The sequence below is a fragment of the Janthinobacterium sp. 1_2014MBL_MicDiv genome (assembly GCF_001865675.1).
In the GTDB taxonomy this organism is placed as follows: domain Bacteria; phylum Pseudomonadota; class Gammaproteobacteria; order Burkholderiales; family Burkholderiaceae_D; genus Janthinobacterium.
The window spans coordinates 5,377,397-5,397,647 of the sequence record NZ_CP011319.1 but is presented as its reverse complement, the minus strand read 5'-3'; the positions used below and the strand labels follow the sequence as shown (position 1 = coordinate 5,397,647).

Genomic DNA, 20,251 nt, shown 5'->3' with positions numbered 1-20,251 from the left:
TGTTAAACGAAGCGCTTGCCTTCGAGGGGGAAGCCCTTGATGAATTCGGCGGCCGGCAGGCGCTTGCCGCCCGGTTTCTGCAATTGCGTCAGGCGCAGAGAACCATTGCCGCAGGCCACGATGATGCCATGCTGGGCATCGGCCGCCAGCACCTGGCCCGGCGCTTCCTTGCTGTCCGCTTCCAGCACGTCGGCGGCCCAGATCTTGATGGTCACGCCATCGACCTGGCCGCAGGCGCCGGGAAACGGATTGAAGGCGCGGATTTTCAGGCCCAGTTCCAGCGCCGGCAGGCTGAAGTCCAGCGCCGCCTCGTCCTTGGCGATCTTCGCCGCATAGGTGACGCCCGCTTCCGGCTGCGGCACGGCTTCCAGCGGCTGCTGCTGCATCTTGCGCAGGGTGTCGACGATCATCTTGCCGCCCAGGGTGGCCAGCTTGTCGTGCAGGGTGGCGGTGGAGTCGCCCGCCTCGATGGGCGTGCGCTCGATGGCCAGCATGGGACCCGTGTCGAGGCCTTCTTCCATCTGCATGATGGTCACGCCCGTCTCGTCGTCGCCGGCCTCGATGGCGCGGTGGATCGGCGCGGCGCCGCGCCAGCGCGGCAGCAATGAACCGTGGATATTGATGCAGGGTTTGATGTCGAGCGTGCTGCGCGGCAAGATCAGGCCGTAGGCGGCCACCACCATCACGTCGTAGTCAAGGGCCAGCAGGCGCTCGTGGGCCGCTTTCGCCTCGGCGGCGCGCTGCGGGTCCTTGCTGTCCATGCGCAGGGACAGCGGCTGCAGCACTTCGATGCCATGCTGCTGCGCGTACTGCTTGACGGCCGAGGCGTGCATCTGCATGCCGCGTCCGGCAGGGCGGTCCGGCTGGGTCAGCACCAGCGGAATTTCAAAGCCCGCTTCGTGCAAGTCCTTCAGTGCCGTGGCGGCGAATTCAGGCGTGCCTGCGAAGATCACTTTCATATGGTTCCTTGACGTGAGGTGCGCAGGCCCGCGCCCGAGGGCGCCAGGCTGGCGTGGTAAGACGGTCAGTTTATCAGCAGTCTTGCAAAAGCACCTTTCACACCTTACAAAACCGTAGCGAGCGGAAGCGAATTGTGGCGGAGAAGCGGAACGGTGCTTTGCACGGGGCCGCCGAGGCAGCATCGCAGGCCGCAAGTCGCGACGCGCAGCAGGTCTGGTCGGGTGTTCTTAGAAGCGACGGTTCTGTGCGCGCAAGCTTGCTTCGCGCTCGAGACCACGGATTTCCTTGATCATCTTGGTCTTGATGCGGTTGCGTTTGAGCGGCGACAGGTATTCGACGAATACCTTGCCCAGCAGATGATCCATCTCATGCTGGATGCAGACGGCCAGCAAGCCATCGGCTTCCAGTTCAAACTGCTTGCCGTGGCGGTCCAGGGCGCGCACCTTGATGCGGGCCGGGCGCTCGACGCCATCGTAGACGCCAGGCACGGACAGGCAGCCTTCGTCGTACACCTGCTTTTCATCGCTGGCCCAGGTGATTTCCGGGTTGATGAACACTTGCAGCTGGTTTTTTTCTTCGGTGATGTCGATCACCATCATCTGGATATGCTCGTCCACTTGCGAGGCGGCCAGGCCCACGCCCGGGGCGTCGTACATGGTTTCGGCCATGTCGTCGATCAGGGTTTGCAGGCGCTCGTCAAAGGCGGTAACGGGCTTGGCGACCGTGTGCAGGCGAGGATCGGGGTAACGCAGGATATTTAATATGGACATACGGATTCGACTGGTTAAGGTGGGCGCCGGTGCGCCGGATAATTCATGCCTGGGCCATGCGCGCGATGGCATGGCGGATTGTTATTGAGTGTCTGAGTACGCTACGGTTGGGTGCGTGTGGCGCAACGGCGCGGCAGATGCGTTTGCCAGTGCGTCGATTTGTCTGCTGCAAAGGGAAATTTTATCACAGACGCCCATGGCGCTGTGGATGGCGGGCCGTTTTGCACGGCCATTGCACGCATCCTTGCGCGCGTCGGCATCGCGTGCGCGCCATGGCGCTAGCATGGAATGGCACAGCACTGAGCGGGCACCGGGCGAGCATGGAGCGAGGTTATCATGCAGACAATTGCAACGGCGTCGGACGAGGCCAGCGAACTGGCGGGCTGGCTGCGCCTGCAGCACTTGCCCGGCGTGGGGCCGGTGGCGGCGCGCGCCTTGCTGGCCCGCTTCGGCTTGCCGCCGGAGATCTTTGCCGCGCCGTTCGAGGCCTTGCGCGAGGTGGTGCCGGCCGGCGTGGCGCGCGCCATCGTGCAGCCGCCCAAGCCGCTCGCCAACAGCCAGCTGGCACTCACCCTGCAATGGCTGCAACAGCCAGGCAATGCCGTGCTGACCCTGGCCGATGGCGCGTATCCGCCGCTGCTGCTGGAAATCGCCGATCCGCCCCTGTTGTTATATGTGCGCGGCCGCGTCGAGCTGCTGTCGCGCCCGGGCGTGGCCATCGTCGGCAGCCGCAATGCCAGCGCGCAAGGCATGCAGAACGCGGCCGCATTCGCGCAAGCGCTGAGCGCGGCGGGACTGACCATCATTTCCGGGCTGGCGCTGGGCATCGACACGCACGCGCACGAGGGCGGCTTGCGCGGCGCGGGCGCCACGGTGGCCGTGATCGGCACGGGCGCCGATCTCGTGTATCCGCGACGTAACCTTGATCTGGCGCAAAGAATTGCCGAACACGGCTGCATTGTCAGCGAGTATGCGCTGGGCTTGCCCGCCATGCCGGGCAATTTTCCGCGCCGCAACCGGCTGATCAGCGGCCTGGCGCGCGGCGTGCTGGTGATCGAGGCGGCGGCGCAATCGGGCTCATTGATCACGGCGCGCCTGGCCGGCGAGCAGGGGCGCGACGTGTTTGCCTTGCCCGGCTCCATACATTCCACCCTGGCCAAGGGTTGCCATGCGCTTATCAAGCAGGGCGCCAAGCTGGTCGAGTCGGCCGACGACGTGCTGCAGGAATGGCAGTGGCAGGGCGGCTCTCCCGGAGTGCCGGCGCAGGCCGACGCGGCGGCAACGCCGCTGCTGGCCGCGCTGGGCCACGATCCCGTCGATGCGGACAGCCTGGCCGCGCGCAGCGGCCTGTCCATGGGGGAACTGATGGGGCAATTGCTGGCGCTGGAGCTGGCGGGCATGGCCGAACGCTTGCCGGGAGGACTGTTTCAACGCTGCAAATGACAGCTTGTCACTTGTGTGGCGGCCACGCCGCACGGGGGCGCTTTGTCGGTGCGCGCCCTTGTGTCGCAGCGAACTTAGCTGCTAGAGTAGAGCCATGTTCGATATCCTGGTGTACCTCTACGAGACTTACTATCGCCCCGATGCCTGCCCCGAGCCGGCAGTCCTGGCGCGCAAACTGTCGGCCGTCGGTTTCGACGACGTGGAGATTTCCGAGGCGCTCGTCTGGCTGACGGACTTGAACGCCATGGCCGGCGTCGAGCAAACCCTGACGGCCAGCGCGACAGGCACGCGCTTTTACGTGCAGCAGGAAAGCGACGTGCTGGGCACGGCCGCCGTCGGCTTCATCCAGTTCCTCGAAAGCGCCAAGGTGCTCTCGCCGCTGCAGCGCGAAATCGTCATCGAACGGGCACTGGCGCTCGACGAGGCGCCTGTCTCGCTGGGCAAGCTGAAAGTCATCGTGCTGATGCTGCTGTGGAGCCAGGGCAAGGAACCGGATGCGCTGATGTTCGACGACCTGTTCGTCGACGATGAAGACCTCCCCCCGCGCTTGCTGCACTAATCACCATGCCCATGGCGGCGTTGCAGCGCCTTGCCGAACCAGCTACTGCCTGCGACGCTGCGCCTGGCCCTGACTCTATGCCGGCTTGCGGCGTCTCCTGCAGCTGTTTGCCTGACCCTGGCGCCGCCGCCGCGCCATCTCCTTTACGATGTGCTGCACCGGCGTGCACGCTGACCCTATGTGTTTGCGCTGGCGCATTCTTGCTCGCAGATAACTTGCCGAATTCTTCAATAGGCGCTTATCATTGGCCGCTTGACAAGACCACAAGTCACAAGGCCTTGCGCAGACAAAAGCGTCGGCGCCTGGCAATGCACTGTATGATGCGCATGCTGAAACTATCCTAGAGCATTTTTCGAGACTAAAAAATATGACAAAAACCCTCATCATCGCCGAGAAGCCTTCTGTCGCGAACGATATCGCGAAGACGCTTGGCGGCTTTACCAAGCACGATGAGTACTTTGAATCGGATGAATACGTCCTGTCGTCGGCGGTCGGCCACTTGCTGGAGATCGCCGTGCCGGAAGAATTCGACGTGAAGCGCGGCAAATGGAGTTTCGCGCACTTGCCGATGATTCCACCGTATTTCGCGCTGAACCCGATCGCCAAGACGGAAGCGCGCCTCAAAGTATTAAACAAGCTGATCAAACGCAAAGACGTTACCACCCTCATCAACGCATGCGATGCGGGGCGAGAAGGCGAGCTGATTTTCCGCCTGATCGCGCAAAACGCCAAGGCCAAGCAACCGGTCAAGCGCCTGTGGCTGCAGTCGATGACGCCGGGCGCCATCCGCGACGGTTTCGCCCACCTGCGCAGCGACGAGGAAATGCTGCCGCTGGCCGATGCGGCCCGCTGCCGGTCGGAAGCCGATTGGTTGATCGGCATCAATGGCACGCGCGCCATGACGGCGTTTAATTCGAAAGAAGGCGGCTTTTACCTGACCACCGTGGGCCGCGTGCAGACGCCGACGCTGTCCATCGTCGTCGAGCGCGAAGATAAAATTAAAAAATTCGTGCCGCGCGACTTCTGGGAAGTGCGCGCCGAATTCGTCTGCGCGGCCGGCATCTATGAAGGCCGCTGGCTCGACACGAAATTCAAGAAGGACGAGAACGATCCCGAGAAGCGCGCCGAGCGCCTGTGGAGCAAGACGGCTGCCGACTCGATCGCCACCGCCTGCCGCGGCCGCCAAGGCGTCGTCACGGAAGAGTCGAAGCCGACCACCTCGATGGCGCCTGGCCTGTTCGACCTGACCAGCCTGCAGCGCGAAGCGAACTCGCGTTTCGGCTTCTCGGCCAAGAACACCCTGGGCCTGGCCCAGGCGCTGTATGAAAAGCACAAGGTATTGACGTATCCGCGTACCGATTCGCGCCACCTGCCGGAAGACTACATGCCGACCGTGCTGCAGGCGCTGGAAACGGTCAAGGACAACAGCAACTATCACCAGTTCGCCAAGCAGATCATCGACAAGGGCTGGGTCAAGCCGAACAAGCGCATCTTCGACAACACGAAGATCTCGGATCACTTCGCGATCATCCCGACGACGATCGCACCGAAAAACTTGTCCGAGCCGGAACAGAAGCTGTACGACCTGGTCACGCGCCGCTTCATGGCCGTGTTCTTCCCGCCTGCGGAATTCCAGGTCACCACGCGCTACACGGAAGTGTCCGGCCACCAGTTCAAGACTGAAGGCAAGGTCATGACCAATCCGGGCTGGCTGGCCATCTACGGCAAGGAAGCATCGACGGACGCCGACAAGGAAAGCAATGGCAACGGCAACCTGGTGCCGGTGGCCAAGGGCGAAAAAGTGCAGACGGAAAGCGTCAGCGCGAATGGCCTGGTGACGAAACCGCCCGCGCGCTTCACGGAGGCGACCTTGCTGTCGGCCATGGAAGGCGCTGGCAAACTGATCGACGACGACGAGCTGCGCGATGCGATGGCCGGCAAGGGCCTGGGCACGCCAGCGACGCGCGCCGCCACCATCGAGGGCTTGCTGACGGAGCGTTACCTGATCCGCGAAGGCCGCGAACTGATTCCGACGGCGAAGGCATCGCAGCTGATGACCTTGCTCAAAGGCCTGGGCGTCAATGAATTGACGGCGCCGGAGCTGACGGGCGAGTGGGAATACAAGCTGTCGCAGATGGAAAAAGGCAAGATTTCGCGCGAAGAATTCATGCGCGAAATTGCGCAGATGACGCAAATCATCGTCAAGCGCGCCAAGGAATACGACAATGACACGATTCCTGGCGACTACGCCACCCTGGAAACGCCATGCCCGAACTGCAGCGGCGTGGTGAAGGAAAACTACCGCCGTTTCGCCTGCACCAAGTGCGAATTCTCGATGAGCAAGACACCGGGTTCGCGCCAGTTCGAAATCGCGGAAGTGGAGCAATTGCTGAAGGACCGCACCATCGGCCCGCTGCAAGGCTTCCGCTCGAAGATGGGCCGTCCGTTCGCCGCCATCTTGCGCATCGTGCGCGATGAAGAGATCAAGAACTTCAAGCTGGAATTCGATTTCGGCCAGAACGACGAGAGCGAAGATGGCGAAGGCGTCGATTTCACGGGCCAGACGCCCGTGGGACCGTGCCCCAAGTGCAACGCCGGCGTGTATGAAATGGGCCTGGCCTATGTGTGCGAGCACAGCGTGGCGAAACCGAAGACGTGCGATTTCCGCAGCGGCCGCATCATCTTGCAGCAGGAAATCTTGCCGGAACAAATGGCGAAACTGCTCAACGATGGCAAGACCGACCTGTTGCCGGGCTTTGTATCGCAGCGCACGCGCCGTCCGTTCAAGGCTTTCCTCGTGCGCGGCAAGGATGGCAAGGTGAGCTTCGAGTTTGAAGAGCGCAAGGCCAAGCCGGGCGCGAAGACCAAGGCGGCAGCCGCCGAGGTCGAGGGCGAAGAAGGCGCGGCGCCAGCGAAGAAAACGGCGGTCAAGAAAGCGGCGGCCGTGAAGAAGGCGCCAGCGAAGAAGGCGACGGCCGTGAAAAAACCGGCGGCCAAGAAGGCGCCGGCGAAGAAGGCGGCGGCAGCGGCGGAGTAATTCGCGGCGGCATGGGCCAGCGCAAAAAAGCCAGGGAGTGATCCCTGGCTTTTTTTATGTCACGACCTGGTGTCCCCCGATCAGGCTGGCGGCGCGGCCGGCTCCACCAGGCCCATTTCCCGGAGCACTTCATGCGCCGAGCGGAAGGCGTCGATGGCCAGCGGCATGCCGCAATACACGGCCGCGTGCAGCAGCACTTCCTGGATCTCCTGCATGGAGGCGCCATTGTTGACGGCGCCGCGCACGTGGCCGCGCAGCTCCTGGGCCCGTCCCAGGGCCGTCAGCATGGCGATGGTGGCCAGGCTGCGCGTTTTCAGGTCCAGGCCGTCGCGGCACCAGGTCGTGCCCCAGGCGTTGCGCGTGACGAATTCCTGCAAGGGGGCCGTGAAGGCGTCGACCTGGGCAAACGCGCGCTCGACAAAGGCGTCGCCCATCACCTGTTTGCGCATGCGCAAACCATTCTCGAATTGTTCATCCATGCCGCGCTCCCGTTGCTGTACGCTTCAGATACTAGCGAGCGGGCAAACGGTGGTCAAGCGCGGCATGGCGCCGCGTGGCGCGATTAATCGAGATAATCGGAGTATTCGCGCTGCGCGTAGTTCTGCAGGTTCGCCCACGGCTGCGCCTTGCTCACGGTCGGCTGCAGCTTGACGTCGACGCGGCGATAGAAAGTGTTCGCGCGGTCGCCGCTCTCGATGACGAGCGGGATCTGCTTTTGCTCGTCCCACAGGATGCGCTGGAACACGCCGTTCTTTTCCACTTCGCGCCAGCGCGCGCCCGGCACGTTGGACGCCTGCTTCGACAGCGGCATGGCGGTGACCAGTTTCGGATCGAGCAGATAAAAGCTGTTTTCCCAGGAACCGTCGAAATTGACGTTTTCGTACTCGGCCTTGGGGATGGCGACGACGATCTTGTCGTGCGCATCGATGTATTCCACGCGCACCGTGTTCTTTTCCAGCACCACGTGGCGGGGAATCAGCACGGGATTGAAGTGCTTGTGTTCATGTTGCGTGGCCGCCGTCGTTGTTTTCAGCGCCACTTTCTTGTTTTCGCCATGCGCGTGTCCCGCATGCGCATCGGTGGCCGGCGCCAGTACGCGCTCGACCCACACGTGGCCGGGGCGGCGCAGCATTTTTTCCTCGTAGCGGCTTTCGCGCGTCACGCCTTCCGGCGTCAGCACGCGGCTGTAATACGTGATGCCCAGGTCCAGGTCGACAGGCGCGGCGGGGGCGGCGGCCTGGGCCGGGCCGGCGAAGCCGGCGGCGAGGAGGATGGCGATCAGGGTCGGTTTCATGGTGTTGCCTTTATTGTGCAAAGGGGGCGGAGGGCAATCCTGCCATCCGCCCCGGTGGGGTTACGCTGCTGGTGCTACATCAGAAGCCCAGTGCCGCCTTCAGCAGGTCGAACACCTTGGTATTGTCCAGCGTGCCCTTGAAGGTCTTCGCGCCGGCGCCCGTGGCCAGCAGCTTGACGTCGCCGCCGCCGTGGGTTTCGCTGGCCAGACGCACGCCTGTTTCTTGCAGGTAATTGTCTTTCAGGGCCGTGGCGCTGTCGACGTTGCTGCGCAGGTCAGGGCGGTTCGGGCCGTTACCGAACACCAGGGTGGTGTAGGTATTGCCATCGGCATCCTTGCTTGGCTGGTTATCCTTGTAGCCGCGGTTGATGTCGAGGATAGGATTGCCGCGCTTGCCGTAGCCGTTGAAGGCCAGGGTGTGGTCGTGGTCGGCCGTGACGACGATCAAGGTGTTGGCCAGGGTCGGATCGGTTTCCTTGATCTTGGCGATGGCGGCCTTGATGGCGTCGTCGAAAGCGATGGTATCGGTCAGCGCGCGCTTGGCATTGATGCCGTGCAGGGCGTGGTCGATGCGGCCGCCTTCGACCATCAGGAAGTAGCCGTTCGTGTTTTTCGACAGCAAGTCGATGGCTTTCAGCGTCATTTCCGACAGGCTAGGCTGGGTCGCGCCTTCGCCCAGCGGCGGCGTGGCGGTGCGGTCCAGCTCATATTCGAGGTGGCTGCGGGTGCTGTACAGGCCGATGAACTTCTTGCCGCTCGGCGCCGCCGCCATTTCCGCTTTCGTCGCGGCCACGGTGTAGCCCTTGGCGGCAAATTCCGTCAACAGGTTGCGGCCATCGGCGCGGCCATACTTGTTGCTGGCCGACCATGGGGTGAAGTGGTTGCGGCCGCCGCCCATCAGCACATCCACGCCGTCGCCCAGGGCCGCGTTGTAGCCGGCGCCGCCCGGCGCCGTTTGCGCGGCAATCGCGTATTGCGCATTGCGGTTGCAGATGTGCGAGAAGGTCGTCGCCGGCGTGGCGTGCGTCAATTCCGTGGTGGTGATGGCGCCCACGGCCTTGCCCTTGGCTTTCGCCAGTTCCAGGATGGTCGGCACGGTCTTGCCGCCGGCCGGGCAATTGTCCACGCCCAGGTTGCCGTTGGCGTCGCGGCTGGGCTCTTTGGCGATCGTGTCCTGCGCCATCGAGATGACTTCATTGTTCATCTTGACGCCGGTCATGTAGGCGGCCATTGACGGCGCGCTGTCCGTCGTTTGTGCATCGTTCGAGAACGTCTTGATGCGCGCAGTGCGCTCCAGCGTGTCCATCGTCAGGCTGCCGTCTTCGCCGTATTTGTAGATGCGCGAGGCCGTCACGACGGACGGGCCCATGCCGTCGCCGAGGAAGAAGATGACGTTCTTGGCGTCGGCGGCGTAGGCGCTGGCAACGCTGGCCGCCACGAGCGTGGTCAGCAAGGAGAGTTTCAGGGCAGATTTCAGTGCGGCGGGTTTCAATGCGGGTTTCATATGCTTGTCCAATTCTTGTCTCTTGGGGATTACAGACCGCCGGCGGTCTTGACCAGGCCGAATACTTTGGTGTTGTCGATGGTGCCCAGGAAGGTTTCCGAACCCTTGCCGATGGCGCCCAGGAAGACGTCGGTGCCGCCGTGCGTTTCATTGCCGGCCGTGGTGCGGATGACCGCTTCCTGGTGGTAGGCATTGGCGCTGGTGACGGTTTCGTCGAGGCTGGCCATGGCGGCGCGGCTCGATTGCGTGCGGTTTTCGCCATTGCCGAAGCCGATGATCGAGTACGGTGCGCCATCGAGGTCCTTCTCGACCGCGCCGGTCACGTAGTTCTTCACCACGCCCAGCACGCCAGGGTTGCCGGCGGCCGTCTTGCCCGTGCGCTTGGCGTAGCCGTTCAGCACCAGCGTGTGGTCATGGTCGGCCGTGACGACGATCAGGGTATTGGCCAGGGTCGGGTCGCTGACCTTGGCTTTTTCGATGGCGGCCTTGATGGCGCTGTCAAAGGCGACCGTGTCCTGCAGGGCCTTCTTGGCCGTCGTTTCGTGCAGCGCATGGTCGATGCGGCCGCCTTCGACCATCAGGAAGTAGCCCTTCTTGTTTTTTGCCAGCACATCCATGGCCTTGGTGGTCATTTCCGCCAGGCTAGGTTCTTTCGCCGCGTCGCGGTCCAGGTCGTAGCTCATGTGGCTGGAGGTGAACACGCCGAACAGGCGCTCCGTCTTGGTCGCATCGACAGCCTTGAAGTCGGCGCCCGTGTTGGCGATGGTGTAGCTCTTCGCTTTCAACTCCGCCACCAGGTCGCGGCCGTCGGCGCGCTTGCCGCCGTCCTTGAACGGCTTGAAGAATTGTGCGCCGCCGCCCAGGACCACTTCCAGGCCGGTGGTGCCCAGCGCGCCGTTGTAGCCGGTGCCGCCCGGCACGAGGGCCGCGGCGATATCGTTTTCCAGGTCGCGGTGGCAGATGTGCGCATAGGTGGCCGCCGGCGTGGCGTGCGTCACGCGCGCCGTGCTGACGACGCCGGCGGCGAAGCCCTTGGCCTTGGCCAGTTCCAGCAGGGTGGTGGCGGGCGTGCCGTTGCCGCTGCCGCATTTGTTGACCAGCTTGTTGCCGTTGGCGTCCGTGCCAGGATCGATGGCGACCGTGTTGGCCGACATCGAGATGACTTCATTGTTCATCTTGACGCCGGTCATGTAGGCGGCCATCGACGGCGCGCTGTCCGTCACTTGCGCGTCGTTCGAGAAGGTCTTGACGAAGGCCGTTTCCGGCAGGGTGTCCATGGTCAGCGAACCGTCTTCGCCTACCGAATAGATGCGCGCGGCCGTCATCGTGGTCAGGCCCATGCCGTCGCCGAGGAAGAAGATGACATTTTTCGGCGGCGCTTCTGGCGCAACGTCTTCTTTTTTGCTGTCGCTGCCGCAGGCGGCCAGCATCAGGGTGATGGCGACGCTGCAGCCAGCGACGGAAATTTTTCTGCGTGTCATGTGGTTCATCCGGCTAGGTTTGAAAGAGCTAGCAAGATAGCAATCCAATGTGACACCCTCATGACGCTGTAGCAGCTTGCGCCACGGCGCTACGCCGCGGCCGGTGATGTGGTTTTAGCGCACATCCTCGGTGGAAAAATACAGCGTGCCGCGCAAGGCGGCCGTTTTTCCCAGCCGCGTGCGCAAGACGGACGCCGGGGTTTCCTGCACGCCCGACTTGCTCGCCACGATATCGCCATGCGGTGCCTGCGCAGCGCTGGTCCAGGCGACGATATGCTCGAAATCGGGCCGGCTGTCGATGCGCTTGACGAGGAAGCGCTGCGTGCCGTCGCCCACCTGCAGGTAGCGCGCGCTGGCGCTGACGGCGGGTGCCGGTGAAAGCCGGCGCATCAGCAGGACGCGCTCGACGACGATGGCGGCATCGGCGTAGCCCGGTTCGGCTTGTCCATCCTTTTCGAAATGTCCGCGCACCACCGTGGCCCGGAACTGGCGCAGCGGCTGCGGCGTGTCCGGCAGCAGGCGCGCCAGCTCGAAGCGCTCGGGTTCCAGCGTCCACAGCGCCGTGCGGCCATCGAGCTGCGCGCGCAGCCGGGCATCGAGGGCGGGGTCGGCCAGGCGCACTTGCAGCACCACCTGGTAGTCGTGGGGTGCATGGAACATCGGCAAATGCGAGGCATACAGCCCTTGCTGGCCGCCAAACAGCACCATGCCGTGCACGCCCCAGGTCGGGGGCGTGGCGTGGGCGAGGCTGGCAGCGAACAGGAACAGGGACAGGAAGAGGGGGCGCAGCATGGCTTTGAACGAAGAGTTGGAATGCCACGATGATAGGGGCGGTATCATGAACGGTACAGCAACCATTTTTCACTTTTTGTATCCTGTCTGGAAATCATGATGAGCATGAGCCTTGCCGACCTGCGCGTGTTTTGCAGCGCCGCGCGCCAGCCGACCTTGGGCGCGGCGGCGCTGGAACTGCATGTGACGCCGTCGGCCGTGTCGAAAGCCTTGCGCCGCCTGGAGGGCGCCGTGGGCGCGCCGCTGTTCGACCGGGCCGGCAAGCAATTGCTGCTCAACGACAGCGGCCGCCTGCTGCTGGCGCGGGCGCGCCCCTTGCTGGCGCTGGCCGAGCAGGCGCGCCACGATGTGATGGGCGCGCGGGGCGCCATCGATGCCCGCATCGCCGGCCCGGCCCTGCTGCTGTGGCGCCATGCGGCGGCGCTGGCCTCGGCGCTGGACGCCTATCCGCAGGCCAGCCTGCGCCTGCAGCCCGCCTTCGAGGATGCGGCCCTGGCGGCCCTGGCGCGCGGCGATTGCCATGCGGCATTGGTGACGCAGGAAGCCATCGCCCAGCGTGGCGGCGACTGGCCCGCCAGCTGGCAATGCACGGCGCTGGGCAGCATGCGCATGCGGCTGGCGGCCGGGCGCTCGCATGCGCTGGCGCACGGCGTGCCGGCGGCGGCCGCCTGCGTGCCCTGCAGCCTGGACGAGGTCTTGCGCCATGTATTCGCCAGTCCCACGCATTCCCTGCTGTGCGGCGAGGAGCGGGGCCGCCACGCCGATGGCTGGCACGGCACGGCCGGGCGGACCATCCGCTACTGGAGCGACGACGTGCAGCTGCTGCTCGCTTATGTGCAGTCCGGCCGGGCGCTGGCCTATCTGCCGGACTTCGCCGTGCGCGCACACGATTTGCTGGGCGTCGAGGTGGCCGATGCCGTCGACTGCAGCGAGCAGGTGCTGCTCGTGTGGGATGGCGCGCTGGCAGGGCAGTGGCTGCGCGCGGTGGCTGAACAGTTGTTGATTGCACCGATTTAAGCAACAAACTATTGCGAAATTCCGGGTTTTTCTACCGGATTGAGCAACGTAAGATGCAGTCATCCCAACTTCTTGTGAAGGCGCATCATGTTCTCCAAATCCATTACCAGCATTCTTGTTGCCACCGTGTTTGCCGCCGGCGCCGCCTCGGCCGCCGCCAGCGCCCCATTGACCCTGGACGTGTTCAACCCGGGCGAAGCGGCCATCTTCCCCGTCGCTTCCGTGCTGGTGGCCGGCAAGCATGACGCCGTGCTGATCGACGCGCAATTCTCGCGCGCCGAAGCGCAAAAGCTGGTGGAAAAGATCCGCGCCAGCGGCAAGAAACTGACGACGGTCTACATCAGCCACAGCGACCCTGATTTTTACTTTGGCCTCGACGTGATCAAGGCTGCGTTCCCGCAGGCAAAAATCGTTGCCACGCCGGAAACCGTGGCGGAAATCCGCCGCAAGGCCGACGCCAAGGTCGCCTACTGGGGCCCGATCCTGAAAGACAATGCGCCGCACGCCATCGTCATCCCGGAAGCGCTGAAGGGCCAGCGCATCACGCTGGAAGGCCAGTCGCTGGACATCGCCGGCCCGACGCCGTCGCGCACCTATGTGTGGATCCCGTCGATCAAGGCTGTCGTCGGCGGCGTGGTGCTGTTTGGTAACTTGCACGTGTGGACGGCCGATACGCAAAGCCTGCAATCGCGCCAGGACTGGCTCAAGACCCTCGATGGCATCGCCGCGCTGAAGCCAGTGACCGTCGTGCCCGGCCACTTCAAGGTGGGCTCGCCCATGACGCCGGACAGCATCGGCTTTACGCGCGACTACCTGGTGACGTTCGAGGCGGAAACGGCGAAGGCCGCCAATTCCAACGCGCTGATCGCAGCGATGAAGCAGCACTATCCGGCGCTGGGCCTCGATGGCGCGCTGGAAACCAGCGCGAAGGTCGCCAAGGGTGAAATGAAATGGTAAGCAGCAAGGACGTCGCCATGCCTGTGCTGCATTACATTTTCGATCCCCTGTGCGGCTGGTGCTATGGCGCCGCGCCGCTGGTCGAGGCGGCGCGCGCCGTGCCCGGCCTGACGGTGGCGTTGCACGGCGGCGGCATGATGACGGGCAGCAATCGCCGCCAGATCACGCCCGAATGGCGCGGCTATGTGCTGCCGCATGACCGGCGCATCGAGCAGCTGTCGGGCCAGCCGTTTGGCGACGCCTACCTGAACGGCTTGCTGAACGACACCACGGCCACGATGGATTCCGAGCCGCCGATCACGGCCATCCTGGCCGCGCAAGACCTGGCCGGCAAGGGCCTGGACATGCTGCACCGCCTGCAGCGCGCCCATTACGTCGAAGGCTTGCGCATCGCCGACCTGCCCGTGCTGGTGCTGCTGGCGCAGCAGCTGGGCCTGGACGGCGCCGCCTTCGACGCCGCGTATGCGCGGCAGGCTGGCGCCGCCACCGAGCGGCATATCGCCGCCAGCCGCGCCCTGCTGGCGCAGGTGGGCGGCCAGGGCTTCCCCACGTTCGTGCTCGACGATGGCGCAGGCAAGCTGTCCGTGATCGATATCGGGGGCTTTTTGGGCCAGCCGGCGAAGTGGCAGGCGCAGCTCGGTGGCGCGTGCGGCGCCGCCGGCTGCGCTGTGTAGGTTGACATTGTAAATACCTATCGACTCGATAAAATCAATTAGCTTTTCCTTTGTTATTGCACTCGTTACACTGATTTCATCAGCCAACAACGAAGGAAAAGCAGTCATGAGCCAACAGTCGCCATTCAGCACCGCCTCGGGCATTCCCGTCGCCGACAACCAGAATTCCATCAGCGCCGGCCCCCGCGGCCCCTTGCTGCTGCAAGACTTCCACCTGATCGAAAAACTCCAGCATTTCAACCGCGAGCGCATTCCCGAGCGCGTCGTGCACGCGAAAGGCTCGGGCGCCTACGGCACCTTTACCGTCACGCATGACATCTCGCGCTACACCAAGGCGAAATTGTTTGCCGAAGTGGGCAAGCAGACGGCCACCTTCGCCCGCTTTTCCACGGTCGGCGGCGAGCGCGGCAGTGCCGACACGGAACGCGACCCGCGCGGTTTCGCCGTGCGCTTTTATACGGAAGAGGGCAACTGGGATTTGGTCGGCAATAACACGCCGATGTTCTTCATCAAGGACCCGATCAAGTTCCCCGATTTCGTCCACACGCAAAAGCGCGATCCGCGCAGCAATTTGAAATCGGCAGAGATGATGTTCGACTTCTGGAGCCATGCGCCGGAAAGCTTGCACCAGGTCACCATGCTGTTCTCGGACCGCGGCACGCCGGACGGCTACCGTCACATGGATGGCTTCGGCAGCCACACGTATAGCCTGATCAATGCCGACGGCCAGCGCGTGTATGTGAAATGGCACTTCAAGACGCGCCAGGGCATCCGTAACCTGTCCGCGGCGGAAGCGGGCCGTCTGGCGGGAGACGACCCCGACTATGCCCAGCGCGACCTGTTCGGCGCCATCGCGCGCGGCGATTTCCCGCAGTGGGAAGTCAAGCTGCAGGTGGCGACGCAGGAGCAACTTTATGCATGGGAGCAACGCACGGGCTGGAACCCGTTCGACTTGACGAAGGTGTGGCCGCATGCGGACTTCCCGCTGCTGCCCGTGGGGATTTTCGAGCTGAACCGCAATCCCGACAATTACCATGCGGAAGTCGAGCAAGCGGCGTTTTCGCCGGCCAACGCCGTGCCGGGCATGGGGTATTCGCCGGACAAGATGCTGCAAGGCCGGCTGTTCGCCTACCACGACGCCCAGCTGTACCGGGTCGGCACCAACCACCAGCACTTGCCCGTGAATGCGGCCCGCTGCCCCTTCCATAACCAGCAGCGCGACGGCAGCATGGCGATCAGCAATGGCGGCGCGGCGCAAAACTATGCGAACGTGGCGGCGGCAGGCACGCAGCCGCAAGGCCTGGGCCATGGCGAGCCGGCGCTGGCGCTGGATGGCGGCGCGGCGCGCTACGATGGCCGCGGCGCGGAAGATGATTACACGCAGGCAGGCAATCTGTTCCGCCTGATGTCGGCCCAGGCCAGACAGAACCTGTTCGATAACCTGGCAGGACCGTTGAGCCAGGTGCGCGCGGAAACCCTGCAGCGTCAACTCGGGCATTTCGACCGGGCCGATGCCGCGTATGGCGCCGGCGTGCGGGCGGCGCTGGCGGCGCGCGGCGTAGCGCTGTAATCCACGACACAGGCGGAGCAGGTTTGTTCCGCCTGTTGTTGATATAGCACAAATTAACAGTTGATATTAAATATTGCCATGTGGACATATTTGTCGTCCATGCGTAGACTTGTCGGTCTGATGATCGCGCCCCTGTCGGCGGCGCCCTGACTAGAAAGTCTTGCAATATGAATATGGCCAAGTTGTCGGTGCATGGGGATGACCCCACGCTCAAATCCATCCTCGAAGTCTTGCCTTCCGATCCCGAACGCGAATGGCGCAAGGGCGAGGCCAAGGCAGGCGGCCGCGTCTACCTCGATTCCGGTTTCGAAGTGATCATCGCGCAGGCGGCCAAGTCGCAAGTCTTGCCCTCGCGCATACGCAGCTACCTGGCCGAATGCCGTTCGCGCGGCGTCACGTTCACCATGCCGCGCATCGTGGCCGAACTGCAGCTGGAGCTGCGCGGCGACGATACGCTCGATGCGCCGCTCGACCTGACCCTGGCCGACATGCAGCACCTGACGGAGATGGGCATCAGCGTGAGCATCGCCACGCGGGCCGTCGCGGCCTGACAGTGGCCTGAGGTATCGAGACATGACAATGGCCGCCGGTCCAGGGCGGCCATTTTTCGTCAGGGCTCGGCCAGGTCGACCGTCACCATATTGTCGTCCGGCTTGCGGTCGATCAATTTATTGTCGGGATCGATGCCGGCCTTGGCCGGCCGTCCATTCACGATCACCGTATAGCTGGCCTCGCGCGCCGTCATGCGCTGGCGTTCGCGCAGCAGCGGATGGCCATTCGCGTCATCGACGCCGATCTCGATCAGGTCGTGCAGCGGCGCATCCTGTTCTTCTCCCTGCTCACCGGCAATCAGCTTGCCCGCCTGTACCTTCACGGTGACGGCATACTTGCCGTCGCTGCGTTTGGTGGCCGTGGCGGACAGGGCGCGGTTGTCGAACAGCACGATTTTCTCGAACAGATCGTCGATCAGGTAAGCCTGCTCGGGTGGCGTGACCTTGCGCAAGCCGTCGATCAGGGCCGTCACGCTCGCGTACGGCGGGCCTTTCTGGCCGTAGCTGGCGAGCAAGTCGCGCAGCACGCCGTTGACCTTGTCTTCGCCGATGATGTCCTGCAGCAAATACATGGCCAGGCTGCCCTTGTGGTAGTGGATGTAGGCCTGGTTTTCATTCTCGGCCAGCGGCAATTCCTTCTTGCGTTCGCTGCTGCGGCCCGACAGGTATTGATTCAGGTCATAGCGCAGGAAGCGGCGCATCTTGGCCGGACCCACGGTTTTCTTCATCACCATCAGCGCCGAATACTCGGCCAGCGTCTCGCTGAGCACGGTGGCGCCCCGCGTGTTGCCACCTACCAATTGATGCGCCCACCACTGGTGCGCCACTTCATGCGCCGTGACGTAGAACGGGTAGTCGAGGTCCTTGGGATTCTTGTCGTCGACCTTGGCGATAAAACCCAGTCCTTCCGAATACGGGATGGTGTTCGGGAACGACTGCGCGAAGGTGGCGTAGCGGGGAAACTCGACGATGCGCAGCACCTTGTGCTGGTAGGGGCCGAACTGCTTCGTGTAATACTCGAGCGCTTCCTTGCTGCCGCGCACGAAGCGGTCGAGGTTGTACTCATGTCCGGGATGGTAAAACACGTCGATGGCAACATCCTGCCAGCGTTCGTGCCTGACGGCATAGCGGGCCGACTGGATCGAGTAGAAATTCAGGATGGGCCGCTCCATCGTGTAATGGAAGTAATGGCGGCCATTGGCGATCCAGTCGTTGTCCAGCATGCCCGGCGCGATGGCCGTCTGGCCGTCGACGGTGCTGACGGTGGCGTCGAAGTTGATGCGGTCGGCATCGTTGCTGACGTAATTCTCGGCCAGTCCCTTCGCATCGTCGCGCGGCAGGGCCCGTTCACGCGCCGGCAAGCCGTGTTTCTTGCGGTCGCGCGGGTCCGTCAGCTCCAGCTGCGCCTGGTAACCGATATGCGGCAGCACGGCATTCGTGAAGAAGGTGCCGTTGGCCACCACGGGCGTGTCCTGGCCCAGGCCGAAGATGCCGCGCGGCGCGTAGCTGATGTCGAAATCGAGGCCCAGGGTGGCGCCCGGCGCCAGCGGCGCGGCCAGGCGGTAGCTGTAAAAGCCCAGCTGGCCGTCATCGAGGCCGGGATGCACGCGCGCATCGAAGCGCAGGCGCATGCTGGCGCTCGGGTCTTGCTGCACGAGGATCTGGCTGATCGGCAAGCTGGTCTTGTTTTGCAGCACGTAGCGGCCCTTGACGACCAGGGTGCGGCGCGCCGGGTAGATGGCCACGTCGAGCTTGACGTCGGTCACCTTCGGCTGCGGCGCGGCGGCAAACTTGCGGTACTGGCGCTCGAAGCTGGCGCGGTCCGCATCGCGCGCGTAGTCGGACTTGTAGTCGTTGGCCACGTGGAAGACGTAGAACAGCACGCCGCCGGCGCCGACGAAGAGCAGCAGGCCCGCGGCAAAGCTGGCCAGCACGGGCCGCGTCAGCGCATGGCGGGCCAGGCGCAGGCGGATGCGCCAGCTGTCCTGCGCGCCGCGGGGCCAGAACAGCAGCGACAGCACCATCAGCATCACGGCCGCGCCGCTCCAGTACAGCAGGTACCAGCGCTCGCGCAGCACATAGTGGCCGGCGCCGTTCATGGCCGAGTACACGAAGTCCGGTGTGCTGCCGTACAGCAAGAGCGGGTCGCCCAGGCCCAGCGAGCCCACGCTGACGCTGGCGATGTAGTACAAAATCATGGCGAAATACGCCAGGTACTTGTGATTGATCAATACCTGCAAGAACAGGGCCAGCACGGCGATCAGCACGTAGTAGGGCAGGTGCGACAGGAACAGCGACTCCACGTACAGGCCGGGATCGAGGCGGTAATAGCCCTTGACGATCTGGATCGACATGCCGCACAGCATGATGACCAGGCTCAGCAAGGCTTGCAGGCCGATCAGCGCAAACAGTTTCGACAGCAGCGGCAGCCAGTTCGGCACGGGCAGGGCGTCGAGCATCAGGTGGATGCGCGCTTCGCGTTCGCGCCATACCAGCTCGCCCGCATAGAAGGTGGTGATCACCAGCATGAACAGGGCGAACGAGGCGCTGACCATTTCCAGCACCTTTTCCGTCACCGGATAGGTGTTCGTGCCATACATGGAGCCCATGTCGAGCGCGCCCGCATACATGGTCAGCACGCCGGCGAGCACGATGACGACAAAATAAATGTTCTTGATGGTTTCGCGCAGGTTCAGCCAGCTCAGCTTGACGAGCAGGGCAGCCAGGTTGCGTTGCGCGAAGTCCGGCGTTTCCTGCGTCGCCAGCGAGGCGCTCGACAGGCGCAGCGGGGCGTCGCCCTCGCCGTGGCGCTTCGAGGCGCCCGCGTCGGGTGAGGCATGGAAGTGGAAGCGCCAGTAGCCGAGCAGCAAGGCCACGAGGGCAAAGCCGGACCAGATGGCGCGGTTCAGCAGGTACACGCCTTCCAGCGTCACCAGGCGCGTATTGCGCTCCGCATTCGGCCAGTATTCCGTCAGGCGTATCAGCGCCGTCGTGCCGAAGGGGTCGATCAGGGCGGCCAGGGTCTTGTAGTCGAGGTCGCGCGCCAGCGACGGCGCCACCAGGTAGCCGATCAGCATGACCACCGAGCTGATATACACGGGCAGCATGCGCCGCGTCAGCGCGGCGATGACGAAGAAGATGGCGCCAAAGATGAACAGGTTGGGCAGCAGGGTGAATGCATACGGCATCAGGTAGGCCAGCGCCCGCTGCGGCCCCAGCCGTTCCGGATCGATGCCGGGCAGCCAGGCGCCCAGCCAGGCGCCCAGCACGATGCTGGAAAACACCACGGCCAGCACCAGGTAGGCGCCGAGAAAGCGGCCGAAAACATACTGGTATTTTCTGATCGGCGCACTGAAGAAGAAATGCTGCATGCCGTACTCGAAATCCTGCTGCACCGAGCGGCCCATCATGGCGGCCACCACCACGGCGCCGAAGCAGCCCAGCAGGCTGCACGTGAATGCCAGCGAGCGCGGCGCGTTGATCAGGAACTTGCCGCCGAAACTGACGCTCGCTTCCTTGAAGACGCCGCCGGCGGCCGCCATCCACAGCATGGACAGGGCCAGGAACATGGCGAAATACACCCAGGTGGACAGCAGCTTGAGCCGCTGTCGCGCTTCAAAGCGGGCGATGGCAAACATGGCC

General features: G+C 63.9%; 16 protein-coding genes. 8 read left to right on the top strand and 8 right to left on the bottom strand.

The window, feature by feature from the left end; all coding sequences use genetic code 11:
- Positions 1-2: 2 nt before the first annotated feature.
- A complete protein-coding gene (gene fmt / locus YQ44_RS23330; RefSeq protein WP_071325419.1) occupies positions 3-959 on the bottom strand; it encodes a methionyl-tRNA formyltransferase in 957 nt (318 codons plus the stop codon).
- 228 nt (positions 960-1,187) lie between these two features.
- Positions 1,188-1,730 (bottom strand): peptide deformylase, encoded by a 543-nt coding sequence (gene def, locus YQ44_RS23325; protein WP_071325418.1) that lies wholly within the window; start codon positions 1,728-1,730, stop codon positions 1,188-1,190.
- A gap of 336 nt (positions 1,731-2,066) precedes the next feature.
- On the opposite strand from def, the gene dprA reads away from it, so the two are divergent.
- The 3 genes from dprA (at position 2,067) to YQ44_RS23310 (ending at position 6,769) form a co-directional block, all read left to right on the top strand.
- Positions 2,067-3,173 carry a DNA-processing protein DprA gene (dprA, locus tag YQ44_RS23320; protein ID WP_071325417.1) on the top strand — a complete coding sequence of 369 codons (1,107 nt, stop codon included), beginning with the start codon at positions 2,067-2,069 and terminating at the stop codon, positions 3,171-3,173.
- Between the two features lie 94 nt (positions 3,174-3,267).
- Complete coding sequence (locus tag YQ44_RS23315) at positions 3,268-3,732, top strand: DUF494 family protein (RefSeq protein ID WP_071325416.1); 465 nt, start codon at positions 3,268-3,270, stop codon at positions 3,730-3,732.
- A gap of 367 nt (positions 3,733-4,099) precedes the next feature.
- Positions 4,100-6,769, top strand: coding sequence for a DNA topoisomerase III (locus tag YQ44_RS23310; protein ID WP_071325415.1), 2,670 nt, complete (start codon positions 4,100-4,102; stop codon positions 6,767-6,769).
- An 80-nt stretch (positions 6,770-6,849) separates the two neighbouring features.
- On the opposite strand, the gene pcaC is transcribed toward YQ44_RS23310, so the two are convergent.
- The 5 genes from pcaC to YQ44_RS23285 all read right to left on the bottom strand — a co-directional run bounded on the left by pcaC (position 6,850) and on the right by YQ44_RS23285 (position 11,840).
- Positions 6,850-7,248, bottom strand: coding sequence for a 4-carboxymuconolactone decarboxylase (pcaC, locus tag YQ44_RS23305; RefSeq protein ID WP_071325414.1), 399 nt, complete (start codon positions 7,246-7,248; stop codon positions 6,850-6,852).
- A gap of 83 nt (positions 7,249-7,331) precedes the next feature.
- Positions 7,332-8,063 (bottom strand): hypothetical protein, encoded by a 732-nt coding sequence (locus tag YQ44_RS23300; protein WP_071325413.1) that lies wholly within the window; start codon positions 8,061-8,063, stop codon positions 7,332-7,334.
- Between the two features lie 79 nt (positions 8,064-8,142).
- Positions 8,143-9,528: an alkaline phosphatase gene (locus YQ44_RS23295; protein ID WP_442905942.1), complete on the bottom strand. Its 1,386-nt coding sequence runs from the start codon at positions 9,526-9,528 to the stop codon at positions 8,143-8,145.
- 68 nt (positions 9,529-9,596) lie between these two features.
- Entirely contained in the window at positions 9,597-11,048 is a 1,452-nt protein-coding gene (locus tag YQ44_RS23290; RefSeq protein ID WP_071326714.1) for an alkaline phosphatase, read from the bottom strand.
- Between the two features lie 114 nt (positions 11,049-11,162).
- Entirely contained in the window at positions 11,163-11,840 is a 678-nt protein-coding gene (locus YQ44_RS23285) for a hypothetical protein (RefSeq protein WP_232250979.1), read from the bottom strand.
- A 96-nt stretch (positions 11,841-11,936) separates the two neighbouring features.
- Here YQ44_RS23285 and YQ44_RS23280 point away from each other — a divergent pair, with 96 nt between their 5' ends.
- The 5 genes from YQ44_RS23280 (at position 11,937) to YQ44_RS23260 (ending at position 16,609) form a co-directional block, all read left to right on the top strand.
- Positions 11,937-12,857 carry a LysR family transcriptional regulator gene (locus tag YQ44_RS23280; protein WP_071325412.1) on the top strand — a complete coding sequence of 307 codons (921 nt, stop codon included), beginning with the start codon at positions 11,937-11,939 and terminating at the stop codon, positions 12,855-12,857.
- Positions 12,858-12,944: 87 nt separating this feature from the next.
- Complete coding sequence (locus YQ44_RS23275; RefSeq protein WP_071325411.1) at positions 12,945-13,814, top strand: MBL fold metallo-hydrolase; 870 nt, start codon at positions 12,945-12,947, stop codon at positions 13,812-13,814.
- A 17-nt stretch (positions 13,815-13,831) separates the two neighbouring features.
- The gene (locus YQ44_RS23270; protein WP_071326713.1) at positions 13,832-14,488 is read left to right on the top strand and encodes a DsbA family protein; all 657 of its coding nucleotides are present in this window, start codon (positions 13,832-13,834) and stop codon (positions 14,486-14,488) included.
- 106 nt (positions 14,489-14,594) lie between these two features.
- Positions 14,595-16,058, top strand: a complete 1,464-nt coding sequence (locus YQ44_RS23265) for a catalase (protein ID WP_071325410.1) — start codon at positions 14,595-14,597, stop codon at positions 16,056-16,058.
- Between the two features lie 173 nt (positions 16,059-16,231).
- Positions 16,232-16,609 (top strand): hypothetical protein, encoded by a 378-nt coding sequence (locus YQ44_RS23260; RefSeq protein WP_156894961.1) that lies wholly within the window; start codon positions 16,232-16,234, stop codon positions 16,607-16,609.
- 59 nt (positions 16,610-16,668) lie between these two features.
- Here YQ44_RS23260 and YQ44_RS23255 read toward each other — a convergent pair whose 3' ends face one another.
- A complete protein-coding gene (locus YQ44_RS23255) occupies positions 16,669-20,247 on the bottom strand; it encodes an ABC transporter permease/M1 family aminopeptidase (protein ID WP_071325408.1) in 3,579 nt (1,192 codons plus the stop codon).
- Positions 20,248-20,251: the final 4 nt, after the last annotated feature.

Bases quoted from the DNA above. Each gene is read 5' to 3' on its own strand.
- fmt (WP_071325419.1), bottom strand. From the start codon at position 959: ATGAAAGTGATCTTCGCAGGCACGCCTGAATTCGCCGCCACGGCACTG.
- def (WP_071325418.1), bottom strand. From the start codon at position 1,730: ATGTCCATATTAAATATCCTGCGTTACCCCGATCCTCGCCTGCACACG.
- dprA (WP_071325417.1), top strand. From the start codon at position 2,067: ATGCAGACAATTGCAACGGCGTCGGACGAGGCCAGCGAACTGGCGGGC.
- YQ44_RS23315 (WP_071325416.1), top strand. From the start codon at position 3,268: ATGTTCGATATCCTGGTGTACCTCTACGAGACTTACTATCGCCCCGAT.
- YQ44_RS23310 (WP_071325415.1), top strand. From the start codon at position 4,100: ATGACAAAAACCCTCATCATCGCCGAGAAGCCTTCTGTCGCGAACGAT.
- pcaC (WP_071325414.1), bottom strand. From the start codon at position 7,248: ATGGATGAACAATTCGAGAATGGTTTGCGCATGCGCAAACAGGTGATG.
- YQ44_RS23300 (WP_071325413.1), bottom strand. From the start codon at position 8,063: ATGAAACCGACCCTGATCGCCATCCTCCTCGCCGCCGGCTTCGCCGGC.
- YQ44_RS23290 (WP_071326714.1), bottom strand. From the start codon at position 11,048: ATGACACGCAGAAAAATTTCCGTCGCTGGCTGCAGCGTCGCCATCACC.
- YQ44_RS23285 (WP_232250979.1), bottom strand. From the start codon at position 11,840: ATGCTGCGCCCCCTCTTCCTGTCCCTGTTCCTGTTCGCTGCCAGCCTC.
- YQ44_RS23280 (WP_071325412.1), top strand. From the start codon at position 11,937: ATGATGAGCATGAGCCTTGCCGACCTGCGCGTGTTTTGCAGCGCCGCG.
- YQ44_RS23275 (WP_071325411.1), top strand. From the start codon at position 12,945: ATGTTCTCCAAATCCATTACCAGCATTCTTGTTGCCACCGTGTTTGCC.
- YQ44_RS23270 (WP_071326713.1), top strand. From the start codon at position 13,832: ATGCCTGTGCTGCATTACATTTTCGATCCCCTGTGCGGCTGGTGCTAT.
- YQ44_RS23265 (WP_071325410.1), top strand. From the start codon at position 14,595: ATGAGCCAACAGTCGCCATTCAGCACCGCCTCGGGCATTCCCGTCGCC.
- YQ44_RS23260 (WP_156894961.1), top strand. From the start codon at position 16,232: ATGGCCAAGTTGTCGGTGCATGGGGATGACCCCACGCTCAAATCCATC.
- YQ44_RS23255 (WP_071325408.1), bottom strand. From the start codon at position 20,247: ATGTTTGCCATCGCCCGCTTTGAAGCGCGACAGCGGCTCAAGCTGCTG.